The organism is Paenarthrobacter sp. NEAU-H11 (assembly GCF_050573415.1).
In the GTDB taxonomy this organism is placed as follows: Bacteria; Actinomycetota; Actinomycetes; order Actinomycetales; family Micrococcaceae; genus Arthrobacter.
In genome coordinates this window covers 307,278-322,164 of sequence record NZ_JBNZGA010000002.1, presented here as the reverse complement: position 1 = coordinate 322,164, position 14,887 = coordinate 307,278, and the positions used below count along the sequence as shown (strand labels likewise).

Genomic DNA, 14,887 nt, shown 5'->3' with positions numbered 1-14,887 from the left:
GTGGCGGAGCAGATGCAAGCCGGGGCCCAGGCCAGGCCGCGCTCCCGGTCCGGCGGCCGGGACAGCCGGCGGCGCCTCGTGGTCATCGGCAACGGCATGGCCGGCGCCCGGGCCGTGGAGGAGATCCTGGCCCGGGGCGGTGCGGAGCAGTTCAGCATCACCATGTTCGGGGACGAGCCGTACGGAAACTACAACCGGATCATGCTCAGCCACGTCCTTTCGGGCGAGGAGAGCGACGCAGACATCTTCCTCAACCCCCTGTCCTGGTACCAGGACAACGGGATCACGCTGCACGCGGGCGTCCGGGCGGACCGGATCGACCGGTTCGCCAAACACGTGTTTTCCAGCGACGGCCGGGTGACGCCCTACGACACGCTGATCATCGCCACGGGAAGCCGCTCCCACCTTCCTCCCATGGACGGCCTCTACACACCCGGCGGGTCGGTCAAGCCGGGCGTCTTCGGCTTCCGCACCATCGACGACACCCGCAAAATGGCTGCCCACGCGCAGCAGGAACACCACCGGCACGCCGTGGTGATCGGCGGGGGCCTGCTGGGGCTGGAGGCCGCTGCCGGGCTGCGCAGCTTCGGGCTGGGCGTGGACGTGGTCCACTCCGGCGGCCACCTGATGAGCGCACAGATGGGGCCCGACGGCGGTGCGGTGCTCCGCCGGAGCGTAGAGGCACTGGGCATCGGGGTACTGACCGGCTGCCGGACCGCGGCCGTCCTTGGCAGGGACAGGGTGACCGGCGTCAGCCTCCGCGGCCGGCCGGACATCGGGTGCGACATGGTGGTGGTGGCGGCCGGGATCCGTCCCAACGTGGACCTGGCCGTCCTCAGCGGGCTCCCGGTGGAGCGGGCCATTGTGGTGGATGACAGCCTGCGGGTCCAGGACGAGGACGACATCTACGCGGTGGGGGAGTGCGTCCAGCACCGCGGCGAGGTGTACGGGCTGGTGGCCCCGCTGTGGGAGCAGGCGGTGGTGCTGGCCAACCATGTGACGGGCACGGACACCGGCTCCGCGTACCTGGGCTCGCGCACGGCCACCAAACTCAAGGTGGCCGGCGTCGAAGTGGCCTCCATGGGCCTGCACGGGCCGGAACTTGAGACGGACGAACACATCGTCTTCTCGGAGCCCAGCCGCGGGATCTTCAAGTCCTTCGTGGTCCGGGACAACAAGATGGTGGGCGCCACGCTCCTGGGGGACAGCCGCAAGGTGGCCTACCTGACCCAGGCGTTCGACCGCGGGCTGCCGCTGCCCGAGGAACGGCTCGGGCTGATGTTCGACCTCGGCACGCCCGGGGAGGAGACCGGGGTTGCCGAGCTCGACGACGAGGCACAGGTCTGCAACTGCAACGGCGTCAGCAAGAAGGACCTGGTGGGCGCGGTGAAGGGCGGCTGCAGCTCGGTATCCGGGGCCATGGACGCCACCCGCGCCGGCAAAGGGTGCGGCTCCTGCAAGCTCCTGGTGAAACAGGTGGTGGAGTGGGCGGCGGACGGGGCCGTGGAGGAGGATCCGGCTGCCGCTTACTACGTCCGCGGCATTCCACTGGACAAGCAGGCTCTGATGGCAGAGGTCCGGGCCCGCGGCCTGCGGTCGGTTTCGGCGGTGTTCCAGGCGCTGGCTCCGGGCGGCGCCGAGGACGCAAAGTCCAAGATGGGGCTCGCCTCGCTGCTCAAGATGATGCTGGGCGACCGGTACATCGACGAACGCGACGCCCGCTTCATCAACGACCGCGTCCACGCCAACATCCAGCGGGACGGCACCTTCTCCGTGGTGCCCCAGATGAAGGGCGGCGTGACGTCGGTCCAGCAGCTGCGCCGGATCGCTGACGTGGCGGAGAAGCACAACGTCCCGCTGATCAAGCTCACCGGGGGGCAGCGCATCGACCTGCTGGGGATCCGCAAGGAGGACCTGCCGCAGGTCTGGGCGGACCTGGACATGCCCTCCGGCTATGCCTACGGCAAGAGCTTCCGGACGGTGAAGACGTGCGTGGGAAAGGACTTTTGCCGCTACGGCACCGGTGACTCCACCAAGCTGGGGATCGAGATCGAATCCCGCTTCCAGGGCCTTGAGGCGCCCGCCAAACTGAAGCTCGCGGTCTCGGGCTGTCCCCGGAACTGCGCCGAATCGCTGGTGAAGGATGTGGGCGTGGTGGCAGTGGAGGGCGGCCGCTGGGAGATCTACGTGGGCGGAGCCGCCGGTGCCCACATCCGCAAGGGAGACCTGCTGGCCACCGTGGACGATCCGGACGAGGTGAAAGTCCTCACCGGCCGGTTCATGCAGTACTACCGGGAACAGGCCAACTGGCTGGAACGGACCTACGCCTTCGTCCCGCGAGTGGGCATCGAGCACCTGCGGGCCGTGATCGTGGAGGATTCGGAGGGGATCGCGGGCCGGCTGGACGAGGCGATGCAGGCCTCCGTGGACAGCTACGTTGACCCGTGGCGGGAACGCGATGACCCGCAAACGCCCGGGCAGTTCAGGACGTCGCTGCCCCTGACCGTCCTCCCGCAGGTGCCGGTCCGATGAGCAGTACCGGAACACATGCCAACGCCCACGTCCTGGGCCCGGTGGACCAGATTCCGCTGGGCGAGGGGCGGGCCTTCGGGGTCGGCGGCGAGCAGGTGGCCGTCTTCCGGCTGCGGGACGGTTCACTGCGGGCGGTCTCCGGCGTCTGTCCCCACCGCGGCGGGCCGGTTGCGGACGGCACCGTGGACCGGCAGGTGGTCATTTGTCCGCTGCACCAGCACGCTTTTGACCTCACCTCCGGATGCTCCACTACCGGTGCGGAACCCCTGCGGACCTACCGGATTTCCCTGGACGGGGAGCAGAATATGGTGCTTGAGACGGCCGCTGTGTAGCGCGCGTCACGTAGCACCCCTCAGCGTCTTGTAGGATGGACGAGCCGCGCGAAGCTTCGGCTTTACGGAGGATTGCGCTCACAAACGGTCGCCCCAACGGCGTAAGCCCGAATTTTGTGAGCTGGATCATGCTGTAGTCCGGATGCGGCCAACCCCCAACCCACAAGGAATCGTTGTGCCTCAAATTACCCCCACAGATCTCGAGAACCGTACGGCCCCATCCGTCGCCGTCGACCCCACCCTCAGCGCCGAGGGCTACAGCAAGACCCTGGGCCGGCGCCATGTCACCATGATCGCCATGGGCGGCGCCATCGGCGTCGGCCTCTTCATGGGTGCCGGCGGCCGGCTGGCCTCCACCGGCCCGGCCCTGATCTTCTCCTACGCCATCGCGGGCGTCATCGCCTACCTGCTCATGCGGGCCCTGGGCGAACTCATCATGTACCGCCAGACCTCCGGCTCCTTCGTGAGCTACGCCGGCGAAATGTTCGGCAAGAAGGGCGCGTTCCTGTCCGGCTGGATGTACTTCATCAACTGGGGCATGACCGGCATCGCCGAACTGATTGCCATCGGCCTGTACTTCCAGTTCTTCTTCCCCAATGTCCCCGTGGAAGCCTCGGCCATCGCCGCCCTGGCCATCCTGGTGGCAGTGAACCTGCTCAGCGTCAAGGCGTTCGGCGAGTTCGAATTCTGGGCCTCCTGCCTCAAGGTGGGCGCCATCCTGATCTTCCTGGCGGTGGGCACCTTCATGGTGGTCACCAACGCCCGGGTGGGCGACGGCAACGCCTCGGTTGCCAACCTCTTCGCGGCCGAAGGCGGCATGTTCCCCAAGGGCGCCCTGGTGATGGTCCTGGTGCTCAACGCCGTCATCTTCGCCTACAACGGCATCGAACTGGTGGGCATCACCGCCGGTGAAATGCAGGACCCGGAACGCGAAGTGCCCAAGGCGATCCGCGCCGTCGTCCTCCGCATTGTGGTGTTCTACGTCGGTTCCGTGACCCTGCTCGCCATGCTGCTGCCGTCCGACCAGTACGTTGCCGGAACGTCCCCGTTCGTCACCGTCTTCGGCCAGATGGGCCTCGCCTGGGTGGGCGACGTGATGAACATGATCGTCATCACCGCCGCGCTGTCCTCCTGCAACTCCGGCCTGTACTCGATCGGCCGCGTGTTCCGCACCATGGCCAACAACGGCCACGCCCCGCAGTGGCTCACCAAGATGTCCAAGCGGCACGTCCCGTACGCGGCCATCCTGGCCATCGCTGCCTTCTACGCGGTAGGCATCCTGCTGAACATCTGGCTGGGCGGATCGCACGCGTTCGACCTCGCCCTCAACACCGCCTCCATCGGCGTGATCTTCTGCTGGGGCTCCATCTTCGCCAGCCAGATCGTGCTGCGCCGCCGCAAGGGCGTCACCTCCGGCCTGCCGATGCCCGGTTCGCCGTGGACCAGCTGGGCCGGACTGGTGGGCCTGCTGGCCATCACCGTCCTGATCGGCTTCGACACCATGACCAGCAAGAGCGGTGAGGTGTTCTACCTGGGCCTCTGGACCCTGGCCACCATCCCGTTCTTCGCCGTGGTCCTGTGGCTGGGCTGGCAGAAGGTCAAGAACAACGAGCCGAAGAGCGCGCTCTACAGCTAACGGCTCACCCAAGCAGTACATACGACGGCGGGACGCCCCTTGGGAGGGGAGTCCCGCCGGCGGCGTTTCCCTGCATCGATTGCTCCGCAACTGCCGTTTTGGGGCCTCAAAAGGACCGCTACGGAGCAATCGATGGTGCCGGAGCGGTGGTGCGGAGCGCGCCGCCGGGGCAGACTGGGGCTTGTGGGCGAACCCTGGGTGCTGCATGTGGACCTTGACCAGTTCATCGCGGCCGTCGAAGTGCTTCGCCAGCCCGAGCTTGCGGGCAAGGCGGTGATTGTCGGCGGCCGCGGCGATCCCACCGAACGGGCGGTGGTGTCCACGGCATCCTACGAAGCCAGGGCGTACGGCGTCGGCTCGGGGATGCCGCTGCGCATCGCCGCGCGGAAAGTGCCCGATGCCGTCATCCTGCCGGTCGACCATGAAGCCTACCTGGAGGCGTCCGAACAGGTCATGGCGGTGCTGCGCTCGCAGCCGGGCGCTACCGTCCAGGTGCTCGGCTGGGACGAGGCGTTTGTTGGCGTGCAGACGGATGATCCGGACGCCTACGCCCGGCAACTGCAGCAGGCCGTGCTCGGGGCGACCCGGCTGCACTGCAGCGTGGGTATCGGCGACACCCTTCTCCGCGCCAAGGTGGCGACGACGTTCGGCAAGCCGGCCGGCGTCTTCCGGCTCACGGCAGGCAATTGGCTGGACGTCATGGGGAGCCGGCCCACCATCGAGCTGTGGGGCGTGGGAACGAAAGTGTCCCAGCGGCTCGCCAAGCTTGGCATCCGGACGGTGGCCGAGCTGGCAGCGTCCAACCCTGACGACCTTGTCCCCGAGTTCGGCCCGAAGATGGGTCCCTGGTATGCGCAGCTGGGCCGCGGCGACGGCGGACGGACAGTTGATGACACACCCTGGGTGGCGCGCGGGCACAGCCGTGAAACCACCTTCCAGCGCGACCTGACCGGGCCGGGGCAGATTGACGATGCCGTCAGGGAGCTGGCGGCGCACGTGCTGGAGGATGTCGCGGCAGAGGGCCGGCCGGTGGTCGGGCTGACGCTCAAGGTCCGCTATGCACCGTTCATCACCAAGACGTATGCCCGGAAGATCCCCGAGACCTCGGACCCGGCGGAAGTGCTCGCCCGGGTCCTGGACCTGGTGGCGAAGATCGAGCCGGGCCGCCCCATCAGGCTCCTGGGGCTGCGGGCCGAAATGACGATGCCGGACGACTCCCGGCAGGGGCACACCCCCACCCGCAGCGGCTGGTGACGGGCCCCCGATCCCTCAAGTACCGCGCAAACAGAACGGCGGCGGATCCCGTAGGATCCACCGCCGTGTCGCTCTGTTGCAGCCGCCCGGTCCGGCCGGGCCTGCCCCAGGCAGGGGCTAGTCGCGCTTGAACTCGTCCTTGACGCTTTCGCCGACCTTCTTGGCGTCAGCCTTGACCTGGTCCGCCTGGCCTTCAGCCTTCAGGCGGTCATTGTCGGTGGCGTTGCCGGCCGCTTCCTTGGCCTTGCCGCCCATGTCTTCCGCTGCGTTACTGATCTTGTCTCCGAGGCCCATGGTGTGTGGCCTCCTTTCGTTTCCGTTGACCAAAACAATGCATTTTCACACTAACACGAAGCATGCTTACTAATTCAAGCCTTTGGGCGCCTGCTGCGGGCAGCGCCTGTTGATTCTCCGTACCCGCCGCTAGGCTCGAAACCATGGACCACAGCCTCAGCCTCACCCAGCACATCCAGGCGCCACCCGAGAAAGTCTGGTCCGTCATCACGGACATCCCGGGCTCCGCGGCCACCCTCTCCGGAGTGGACTCGATCCAGCTCCTGACAGATGGCCCCTACGGTGAGGGGACCCGCTGGAAGGAGACCCGGAAGATGCTGGGCAAAGCGGAAACGGTGGAGATGTGGGTGGCCGAGGCTGAACGGAACCGCAGCACCACCGTCAAGGCAGTCCAGGGCGGGGCGGACTACACCACGCGGTTCAGCCTGGCCCCGCGCGACGGCGGAACGGACCTCACCCTCACCTTCGGGGCCGAGGTCATCAAGCCCACCCTGGCCAGCAGGATCATGATGCTGCTGTTCGGCAGGATGGGCATGGCTGCCACCCGCAAAGCCCTGGCCAAGGACCTCACGGAAATAGCGGCGAAGGCGGAAACGCTGTAGTGGCCGCGCGCATCCCGCGGAAGGGCGGCCCCGACGCGGCTGCGCCGCGGCTCACTCCCGTGCGGCTCGAGAACCTCACGGACGTCGCCGTGCCGGACTTCCGGCGCGGCGGGAGGTACGACGGCGAGCGGTACAGCCGCGTGGCTGCCGACGGGCTGGAGCTGGGCGGCACCGACTTTGCCGGATGCGAGTTCAGCGGCGCGTCATTCAATGAGGCACAGCTCCGCGGCTCCACCTTCCGTGACTGCATCCTCGCGGAGCTGTACGCCCCGGTTTTCCGGGCGGCGCGGTCAACCTGGCGGGAGGTGGAGATCCGCAATCCCCGGCTGGGGTCCGCCGAACTGCATGAGAGCGGCTGGCAGTCGGTCCACATCGACGGCGGCAAGCTGGATTTCCTCAACCTGCGGGGCGCAAAGCTCACGGACGTCCTGATCACCGGCTGCATCATCAACGAGCTGGACCTGGGCTCGGCCGCCGCAACCCGGGTGGCGCTGAAGGACTGCACCATCGGATCCCTGGATGTCAGCGGGGCCAGGCTGAAGGACTTTGACGTTCGCGGCACGGAATTCCGGAGCATCAGCGGACTCGGCAGCGTGGCCGGCATGGTCATAGATGAGTACCAGCTGGGCCTCCTCGCGCCGCTGCTGGCAGCCCATCTGGGCCTCACTGTCCGCTAGGCCTTATCCGGTATCCACGGATCAGCCCTCCCGTGTACTATTTACAGAACGAACGGTCGGTAAGTGGGGGAGCTGCCGGCTGCAGATGACAGTGCCGTTTATCGCGTGAAGGGTGTTTCCATGGCTGCAACCGCAGGTCCGCAGGCTTTCCTTGTTGGCGGGGTCCGAACGCCGGTGGGTAGATACGGCGGGGCGCTCTCGTCGGTCCGCCCCGATGACCTGGCAGCCCTGGTTCTCCGGGAGGCGGTGGCCCGGGCGGGACTGGATCCGGACAGCATTGACGAGGTCATCCTGGGCAATGCCAACGGGGCCGGCGAAGAGAACCGCAACGTGGCCCGCATGGCAACCCTGCTGGCCGGACTTCCCCTCCACATCCCCGGGATCACAGTGAACCGGCTCTGCGCCTCCGGCCTGAGCGCCATCATCCAGGCCAGCCACATGATCAAGGCCGGAGCCGCGGACATCGTGATCGCCGGCGGCGTGGAATCGATGAGCCGGGCGCCGTGGGTCCAGGAAAAGCCCACCGCCGCCTTCGCGAAGCCCGGGCAGATTTTCGACACCTCCATCGGCTGGCGCTTCACCAACCCGCTGTTCCACAAGGGCGGGCTGTCCCGGGACGGCAAGATGACCTACTCCATGCCGGAGACTGCCGAAGAGGTGGCCCGTGTGGACAACATTTCCCGTGAGGACGCCGACGCCTTCGCCGTCCGCTCCCACCAGCGGGCCCTGGACGCCATCGCAGCCGGGCGGTTCAAGGACGAAATCGTTCCCGTCACCGTCAGGACCCGCAAGTCCGAGAACGTCGTGGACACCGATGAAGGGCCCCGTGAGGGCACCACCCTGGACGTCCTCGCAGGACTGAAACCGGTAACCCACGGCGGATCCGTGGTCACTGCAGGCAACTCCTCCTCCCTCAACGACGGCGCCTCAGCGATCATCGTCGCCTCGGAAGCAGCCATCGAGCGGCTGGGCCTGACGCCCCGCGCGCGGATCATCGACGGCGCCTCCGCAGGCTGTGAACCCGAGATCATGGGCATCGGCCCGGTGCCGGCCACGCAGAAGGTCCTCAAGCGCAGCGGACTCAGCGTAGGCGACCTTGCCGCCGTCGAACTTAACGAGGCCTTTGCCACGCAGTCCCTTGCCTGCATCCGGCGCCTGGGCCTGGAACAGGACATTGTGAACAACGACGGCGGCGCGATCGCCCTGGGGCACCCGCTCGGTTCCAGCGGGGCACGGATCGCCATCACCCTTCTGGGGCGCATGGAGCGCGAGGACGCCAGGATCGGCCTGGCCACCATGTGCATCGGCGTGGGCCAGGGTACCGCGATGCTGCTGGAGAAGGTCTGATGCCCGGGGCTGTGGACCTGGCCGCGGAGAAGTTCCACGCCCTCCTGGTGGAGGAACGCGGCGACCGGGTGGTGGTGCTGCTCAACCGGCCCGAGGTGCGCAACGCCATCGACCAGCAGATGGTGGACGAGCTGCATGTGGTCTGCACGGCGCTGGAACAGAACCCCAAGGTGCTGATCATTGCCGGCGTGGACGGGGTGTTTGCCTCCGGCGCGGACATCGGCCAGCTGCGCGAGCGGCGCCGGGACGATGCCCTGCAGGGCATCAACTCCACCATCTTCGTCCGGATCGCCAAGCTGCCCATGCCGGTCATCGCGGCACTTGACGGCTACTGCCTGGGCGGCGGGGCGGAACTCGCGTACGCCGCCGACTTCCGGATCGGAACCCCCGGTGTCCGCATCGGCAACCCCGAAACCGGGCTGGGAATCCTCGCCGCTGCCGGCGCCAGCTGGCGGCTGAAGGAACTGGTGGGCGAACCGGTGGCCAAGCAGATCCTCCTGGCCGGCCGGATCCTGGGCGCCGACGAAGCCCTGGCCGTGAACCTCATTACCGAGGTCCACGAGCCCGCGGGGCTCCTGGACGCCGCGCACAACCTGGCGGACAGGATCGGACGGCAGGATCCGCTGGCCGTGCGCATCACCAAGTCCGTGTTCCACGCCCCTGCGGAAGCACACCCCCTGATCGACCAGCTGGCCCAGGGCATCCTCTTCGAATCCGAGGCCAAGTTCGACCGGATGCAGAAGTTCCTGGACAAGAACGCAGCCAAGAAGGCCCGGAAGGCCGACAAGAACGCAGCCGGGAGCGCCGCTGCCGAGACCGGAGAAAAGAACTGATGAACACATCGAAACCTGCCCCCGGCCTGCCATCTGGTCTTCCCGTCTTCGTCGGTGTCCTGGGCGGCGGCCGCATGGGCGCCGGCATTGCCCATGCCTTCCTGGTCAAGGGTGCCGACGTGCTGGTGGTGGAGCGCGACGACCAGTCCGCGGAGGCTGCCCGGGAGCGGGTGGAATCTGCCGCTGCCAAGAGCATCGAGCGGGGCATGACGGACGCGAACCTCGATGAGATGGCGTCCCGGCTCACCGTGGGCGTGGACTACGACGCGTTCGCGGACCGGCAGCTGGTGGTGGAAGCCGTTCCCGAGGACTGGGACCTGAAAGTCACCTCACTGCGCGGAATCGAAGAGCGGCTGGCCGATGACGCCTATCTCGCCTCCAACACGTCATCGCTTTCCGTCAACGGACTGGCCGGTGAACTGAAGCGGCCAGGGAACTTCCTGGGCCTTCACTTCTTCAACCCGGTCCCGGCGTCCACCCTCATCGAAGTGGTGCTGGGGGAGCGCACGTCCCCCGAACTTGCCGCCGCCGCGAAAAGGTGGGTCGAGGCACTCGGCAAGACCGCCGTCGTGGTCAATGACGCCCCGGGATTCGCGTCCTCACGGCTGGGCGTGGCCATCGCCCTCGAGGCGATGCGCATGGTGGAGGAGGGCGTTGCCAGCGCCGAGGACATCGACAACGCCATGGTCCTGGGCTACAAGCACCCCACCGGACCGCTGCGGACCACGGACATCGTGGGGCTGGATGTCCGGCTGGGCATCGCCGAGTACCTGCACTCCACGCTGGGGGAGCGCTTCGCCCCGCCCCGGATCCTCAAGGAGAAGGTGGCCCGGGGGGAGCTGGGACGGAAGTCCGGCAAGGGTTTCTTTGACTGGCCCAGCCAGGGGACCGCGGGTTAGTCGAAAAGCCCGACGATGTAGCCGATGAAGTACAGGAGGAACAGCAGCACGCCGGCTCCGATGGCTCCAAGCCAGAAGACCTGCTGTCCCTTCCCGGACCCCTTCTGCCGGGGCTCCTGGGTGCCTGCCACCGACCCTTCACCGGGAGGCGTTTCGCCCGGCGGCACGCCACCGCCGGGCTCCAGGCCTGTGATCTTGTCGTCCTCCGGGTCCGGATTGGTTCCTGACACGTAAACTCCCTTGCTCGCCGTCCTGGGTGTTTCCCCAGCGTAACCGTGGCGTGGTGGTTGCACCTAGGCTGGTGCCGTGACTTTCCTGGAACCCCTTACGCTGACTGGCAGGTATGTAACCCTGGAACCCTTGTCCGGGGATCACCACGACGGCCTGGTGGACGCGGCCCGGGACGGTGAGCTGTGGCGGCTCTGGTACACCTCGGTGCCGTCGCCGGAGCAGATGGCCGGGGAGATCGAGCGGCGGCTGGCCCTGCAGGAGCAGGGCTCCATGCTGCCGTTCACCACCCGGCTGACCGATCCGGCCACCGGAGGCCCCGGGCGGATCATCGGCATGACCACCTACATGAATATCGACGCCGGTACTCCCCGCGTGGAGATCGGCTCCACCTGGAACGCCGCGTCCGTCCACGGCACCGGCACGAACCCCGAGTCCAAGCTGTTGCTCCTGCGGCACGCGTTCGAGGCTGTTGGCTGCCCTGCCGTGGAGTTCCGGACGCACTGGCTCAACCACCAGTCGCGGGAGGCCATCGCCCGGCTCGGGGCCAAGCAGGACGGCGTGCTCCGCAGCCATTCCCGGACCGGCGACGGGCTCCTCCGTGACACGGTGGTGTACTCCATCCTGGAGCACGAATGGCCCATGGTCCGGGCCGGCCTCGAGTACAGGCTGGCCCGGCGTGGGCAGGGGCTCGGCTGAACTACGTTATGACGTGCGTCTCATGTGGCCAGTGTGATTAACTTTGCCAATGAGGAAACCGGGCGGATCCATGGACTGGCATGGTGCTGTCAACGCGTGGCATGTGGCCGGCGGGGTGTACCGGATGGGGCGGCGGGAATGGCTCACGGAAGCGGGCTGGCAGCAGGCGTACGACGACGGCATCCGCACCGTGATCGATCTCCGCAACGCTGCGGAGGCGCGGCGCCGCAGCACGGACCCGGTGGTGGGCGGGGCGGCCTGGTCCGGCATGACTGTCGTTTCGGCGCCCACGGAGGAGCCGAACCATCCGCAGTTCACCGCGGTGGCCGGGCCCTACCTCAACGATCCTGCCCACTACGCGGAGAACGCCCGGCTCTTTCCGGGCAAGCTGGTGGGCGTCTTCAAGGAGCTGGCCGCCGCCTCCGCCCGGGGCGGCGCGGTGCTGCACTGCGCGGCCGGGCGTGACCGCAGCGGCATGGTGGCCGCCATGGTCCAGGACCTCGCGGGGGACTCCTGCCAGGACATTGCCGACGGCTACCGGCGCGCAGCCCGCGGCATCAACGAGCGCTACCGCACCCATGGGCCGCCCCATGCACGGGAACGCTACTTGCCCGAGGATGAACTTGGCCCCCTCCTCCAGTCGCGCGGAGAAGCCGTGGCCCACTTCGTGCGGACCCTGGACACGCGCGCTTTCCTGCTGGCCAACGGACTGAGTGTCCCCGAGCTGGATGCGGTGCTGTCCCTCTGCGGAGCCGCCCGCGTCAAGGAACCACAATGAGAACCGGTGCAGCGTTCCGCCGGGGAAAACGCGGTGTTGTCCTGGGCGCCGCCGCCGGCGTCCTCGCCGCATCCGTTCTGGGTTACGCTCCCGGCTGGGCCATGACGGAGGCGGAGGACGCGGCGCCGCCGGCTCCGGCTGCAGCGTCCGGCCCTGCTGCCACTGCACCCGCCGCGGAAACGGGGAGCGCCGGGCTTTCGGAGGAGGGCCTCGCCGACGCGGTCCGGCGGGACCTGGGCCTCACCCCTGAGCAGTTCAATGCGGCAGGGGAGCTGGGCAGCCGGGCAGCTGCTGCCGCCAGCCGGCTGCGCGGCGTTCCCGGCTATACAGGCATCAGGCTGCAGGACAACAGAATCATCGTGAGTGGTACGGGGGCCGAGCTGCAGTCGGCCGTCGACCGGCTGTCCGGCAGCCTGGCTGGCCTCAACCTTGAAGCGCCCGGCAGTTCAGCGCCGCAGCCCGCACCTGCTCCGGTTCCTGCGGCGACGGCCGCTCCCGGATCCCAAATCGCCGTGAGCACCGAACAGCTGTTCCACGCCTATCTGCGCGAGGTCGGAACCGCCGGCCTGCAGGCAGTGGTCTATTCCGGCGGCAAATTCGTCATCCGGACGGGCAGCATCGCCGCAGCCCAGGCAACGCAGGGCACGGGCGGGGCGCCCTCCACCCCGCCTGGCACGCTGGACACCACTGCCGCCCCCGGCAAGATATCGCCGTCGGAATTCGTCGCGAGGTACGCCAACGTAGTGCTCGACGGCGGCGCGCCCCTTAAGCCTGAGGCGGACGTCCCGGGCGGGGTGGGTTACCAAACGGACAAAGGCGAAATCTGCTCCACGGGATTTTCCGCGTTTGATCCCTCGGGCCTGCCCGCGGTCCTCACGGCCGGGCACTGCACAGGTGACGGCGCGGCCACAACCGCGGACCTGTTGCTTCAGGGTGTGCCTGCCGGGCCCTTGGGTGCCTTCGAATTCAGCCAGCTGGGCGGGCCCGGCAATTCGAGGGTGCTGGACCCGAATATTCCCACGAACCAGGACGGCGCGGCACTTGAGGACCCCGGCAACGTGGGAACCGACATTGCGGTCGTCGGAGCGCTCAGCCCTGAACAGGACCCGGTGCCGGCCGCCAGCACGCACGGTGACACGCTGCAGCCGGGACCGGACGTCAAAATCATCGGCACCGCCAGTCCGGTGGTTGGCATGGAGGTCTGCCGTTCGGGCTGGCGGACGGGATGGTCCTGCGGAACCGTGAGCGCCGTGGGGATCTTTTTGGTGGGAGGACCCGCCTATCCCGCGGACCCTGCCGATGTCCGCGCCTTCAACGGTTTCCTGTCCTACGACGTGCAATCCAGCGGCGGTGACTCCGGCGGTCCGTGGATCAGCGGAAACTACGCGGTAGGGACGCACAGCGCCGGCGACGACCCCCAGCCCAACGAACCCCCGCCGCCCAACTTCGCCGTCGCGGCTACGTTGGAGGAATCCCTGAAGGTCCTGCCCGGCTACCAACTGGAGCTCTTCCTCAACAAGCCGCTGGTTTCCTCGCCCGCGCCCGGCGGCGCCTATGAACCCGGGCAGGTCGTCAGCGGAACCGTTCCCGCCGCCCCGGCCTCGGCCGTTGCTGCCGGGTCCACCGTGCGGATTACCGTCCAGGGGCAGGACCGGTTCGAGGTCCCGGTGAATGCTGACGGAAGCTGGAGTTTCACGGCACCGGACGGCAGGCAGACGCTCCGGTTCACCGCGGAGACGGTCAACGGCTTCAGCGTCTCGGGCGCCGCGGATTTCGGGTTTGCCCCTGTTGCGCCGGCCCAACCCGCGCCGGCAGAACCCGTTCCGGCAGCGCCTGCCGACCCGGCTCCCGACCCGGCTCCCGTCCCGGAGCCTCCGGCAGCCGCTGGGCCGGTACCGGCCGAACCTGCCCCGGCGAACCCGGCCCCGGCGGACCCGGCCCCGTCCCCAACAGCTCCAGCCCCGGTGGACGACCGCGCCGCCGTCGTCCCCGGTCCGGCGTCCACCCCTCCTGCTGGCCTGGCGGACACGGGCGGCAGCGCCAGGGACGCGGCGGACGGGGGCAACCTCGCCTATACCGGCGCCAATGCCCTCCCGCCGGCGGGCGCGGCCGCGGCGGCCATCGCGGCCGGCGCGGTGCTCATGCTGCTGGTCCGGCGCCGGAGGCAGCGCACCCGGGACTAGGCTTCGGCGGCGGGCTTCTTGTGCCGCCTCATCAGCAGGTTGGTGATGCGCAGGGTGCAGAGCCGCTGGCCGGCCTCGTTGGTGATTAGTACCTCGTGGGTGGTGAGCGTGCCGCCCAGGTGGATGGGCGTGGCGGTGATGGTGATCTGCCCCTCGCGTGCGGAGCGGTGGTGGGTGGCCGAGACGTCCACGCCTACTGCCGTCTTGCCCAGGGTGCTCGCGTGGATCACGGCCGCCCAGGACCCGACGGCCTCGCCTACGGCAAGGGAGGCGCCGCCGTGGAGCAGTCCGAACGACTGCCGGTTGCCCTCCACAGGCATGGTGGCCACCACGCGCTGGACGGACTCCTCGACGATCTTCACGCCCATCTTCTCGTCCAGCTCCCCGAGCGTGATCTTCCACAGCTCGTGCGCGGAGGGCTGGTTCTCGGCAGCATCCATGGGTGACGGGGCGCTCATACATTCTCCTTTGGGTGGCCGGATTCAGTCCCGGCCTTCTAGTGTGCAGCACGGCACTTCATGTATGGTGAATATATTACCGAACGGACGGTCAGTAATCATTGGCCGATTCTGCCTGCCCCCTTGTTGGAAGGA

General features: G+C 68.2%; 15 protein-coding genes. 12 read left to right on the top strand and 3 right to left on the bottom strand.

Going from position 1 to position 14,887, the window contains the following annotated elements:
• Positions 1 to 12: 12 nt before the first annotated feature.
• The 4 genes from nirB to ACQ3DC_RS04055 all read left to right on the top strand — a co-directional run bounded on the left by nirB (position 13) and on the right by ACQ3DC_RS04055 (position 5,754).
• Positions 13 to 2,532 (top strand): nitrite reductase large subunit NirB, encoded by a 2,520-nt coding sequence (nirB, locus tag ACQ3DC_RS04070; RefSeq protein ID WP_430751677.1) that lies wholly within the window; start codon positions 13 to 15, stop codon positions 2,530 to 2,532.
• The gene (locus ACQ3DC_RS04065; protein ID WP_323056761.1) at positions 2,529 to 2,864 is read left to right on the top strand and encodes a Rieske (2Fe-2S) protein; all 336 of its coding nucleotides are present in this window, start codon (positions 2,529 to 2,531) and stop codon (positions 2,862 to 2,864) included. The genes nirB and ACQ3DC_RS04065 overlap by 4 nt, the downstream gene beginning before the upstream one ends.
• Before the next feature lie 175 nt (positions 2,865 to 3,039).
• Positions 3,040 to 4,500 carry an amino acid permease gene (locus ACQ3DC_RS04060; RefSeq protein WP_321214319.1) on the top strand — a complete coding sequence of 487 codons (1,461 nt, stop codon included), beginning with the start codon at positions 3,040 to 3,042 and terminating at the stop codon, positions 4,498 to 4,500.
• A gap of 198 nt (positions 4,501 to 4,698) precedes the next feature.
• On the top strand, positions 4,699 to 5,754 hold the full coding sequence (locus tag ACQ3DC_RS04055; RefSeq protein ID WP_430751676.1) for a DNA polymerase IV: 1,056 nt from the start codon (positions 4,699 to 4,701) through the stop codon (positions 5,752 to 5,754).
• Between the two features lie 117 nt (positions 5,755 to 5,871).
• Here the strand turns inward: ACQ3DC_RS04055 and ACQ3DC_RS04050 are convergent, their stop codons facing one another.
• On the bottom strand, positions 5,872 to 6,048 hold the full coding sequence (locus ACQ3DC_RS04050; protein WP_104998934.1) for a CsbD family protein: 177 nt from the start codon (positions 6,046 to 6,048) through the stop codon (positions 5,872 to 5,874).
• Between the two features lie 143 nt (positions 6,049 to 6,191).
• On the opposite strand from ACQ3DC_RS04050, the gene ACQ3DC_RS04045 reads away from it, so the two are divergent.
• The 5 genes from ACQ3DC_RS04045 to ACQ3DC_RS04025 all read left to right on the top strand — a co-directional run bounded on the left by ACQ3DC_RS04045 (position 6,192) and on the right by ACQ3DC_RS04025 (position 10,406).
• Complete coding sequence (locus tag ACQ3DC_RS04045) at positions 6,192 to 6,650, top strand: SRPBCC family protein (RefSeq protein ID WP_157241277.1); 459 nt, start codon at positions 6,192 to 6,194, stop codon at positions 6,648 to 6,650.
• On the top strand, positions 6,650 to 7,327 hold the full coding sequence (locus tag ACQ3DC_RS04040) for a pentapeptide repeat-containing protein (RefSeq protein WP_421092524.1): 678 nt from the start codon (positions 6,650 to 6,652) through the stop codon (positions 7,325 to 7,327). The genes ACQ3DC_RS04045 and ACQ3DC_RS04040 overlap by 1 nt, the downstream gene beginning before the upstream one ends.
• Before the next feature lie 120 nt (positions 7,328 to 7,447).
• Positions 7,448 to 8,674, top strand: coding sequence for a thiolase family protein (locus ACQ3DC_RS04035; RefSeq protein ID WP_157241279.1), 1,227 nt, complete (start codon positions 7,448 to 7,450; stop codon positions 8,672 to 8,674).
• Positions 8,674 to 9,507 (top strand): enoyl-CoA hydratase/isomerase family protein, encoded by an 834-nt coding sequence (locus ACQ3DC_RS04030; protein ID WP_430751609.1) that lies wholly within the window; start codon positions 8,674 to 8,676, stop codon positions 9,505 to 9,507. Before ACQ3DC_RS04035 ends, ACQ3DC_RS04030 begins: the two co-directional genes overlap by 1 nt.
• On the top strand, positions 9,507 to 10,406 hold the full coding sequence (locus tag ACQ3DC_RS04025; protein WP_430751608.1) for a 3-hydroxyacyl-CoA dehydrogenase family protein: 900 nt from the start codon (positions 9,507 to 9,509) through the stop codon (positions 10,404 to 10,406). The genes ACQ3DC_RS04030 and ACQ3DC_RS04025 overlap by 1 nt, the downstream gene beginning before the upstream one ends.
• Here the strand turns inward: ACQ3DC_RS04025 and ACQ3DC_RS04020 are convergent.
• Positions 10,403 to 10,636, bottom strand: a complete 234-nt coding sequence (locus tag ACQ3DC_RS04020; protein ID WP_104998929.1) for a DUF6480 family protein — start codon at positions 10,634 to 10,636, stop codon at positions 10,403 to 10,405. The genes ACQ3DC_RS04025 and ACQ3DC_RS04020 overlap by 4 nt on opposite strands.
• Before the next feature lie 76 nt (positions 10,637 to 10,712).
• Here ACQ3DC_RS04020 and ACQ3DC_RS04015 point away from each other — a divergent pair, with 76 nt between their 5' ends.
• Genes ACQ3DC_RS04015 through ACQ3DC_RS04005 form a run of 3 tightly spaced genes read left to right on the top strand, consistent with a single transcriptional unit; the run spans position 10,713 to position 14,294 of the window.
• Entirely contained in the window at positions 10,713 to 11,333 is a 621-nt protein-coding gene (locus ACQ3DC_RS04015) for a GNAT family N-acetyltransferase (protein ID WP_430751607.1), read from the top strand.
• A 49-nt stretch (positions 11,334 to 11,382) separates the two neighbouring features.
• Positions 11,383 to 12,111 (top strand): tyrosine-protein phosphatase, encoded by a 729-nt coding sequence (locus ACQ3DC_RS04010; protein ID WP_430751606.1) that lies wholly within the window; start codon positions 11,383 to 11,385, stop codon positions 12,109 to 12,111.
• Positions 12,108 to 14,294, top strand: coding sequence for a S1 family peptidase (locus ACQ3DC_RS04005; RefSeq protein ID WP_430751605.1), 2,187 nt, complete (start codon positions 12,108 to 12,110; stop codon positions 14,292 to 14,294). Before ACQ3DC_RS04010 ends, ACQ3DC_RS04005 begins: the two co-directional genes overlap by 4 nt.
• Here the strand turns inward: ACQ3DC_RS04005 and ACQ3DC_RS04000 are convergent.
• A complete protein-coding gene (locus tag ACQ3DC_RS04000) occupies positions 14,291 to 14,752 on the bottom strand; it encodes a PaaI family thioesterase (protein ID WP_157241285.1) in 462 nt (153 codons plus the stop codon). The genes ACQ3DC_RS04005 and ACQ3DC_RS04000 overlap by 4 nt on opposite strands.
• Positions 14,753 to 14,887: the final 135 nt, after the last annotated feature.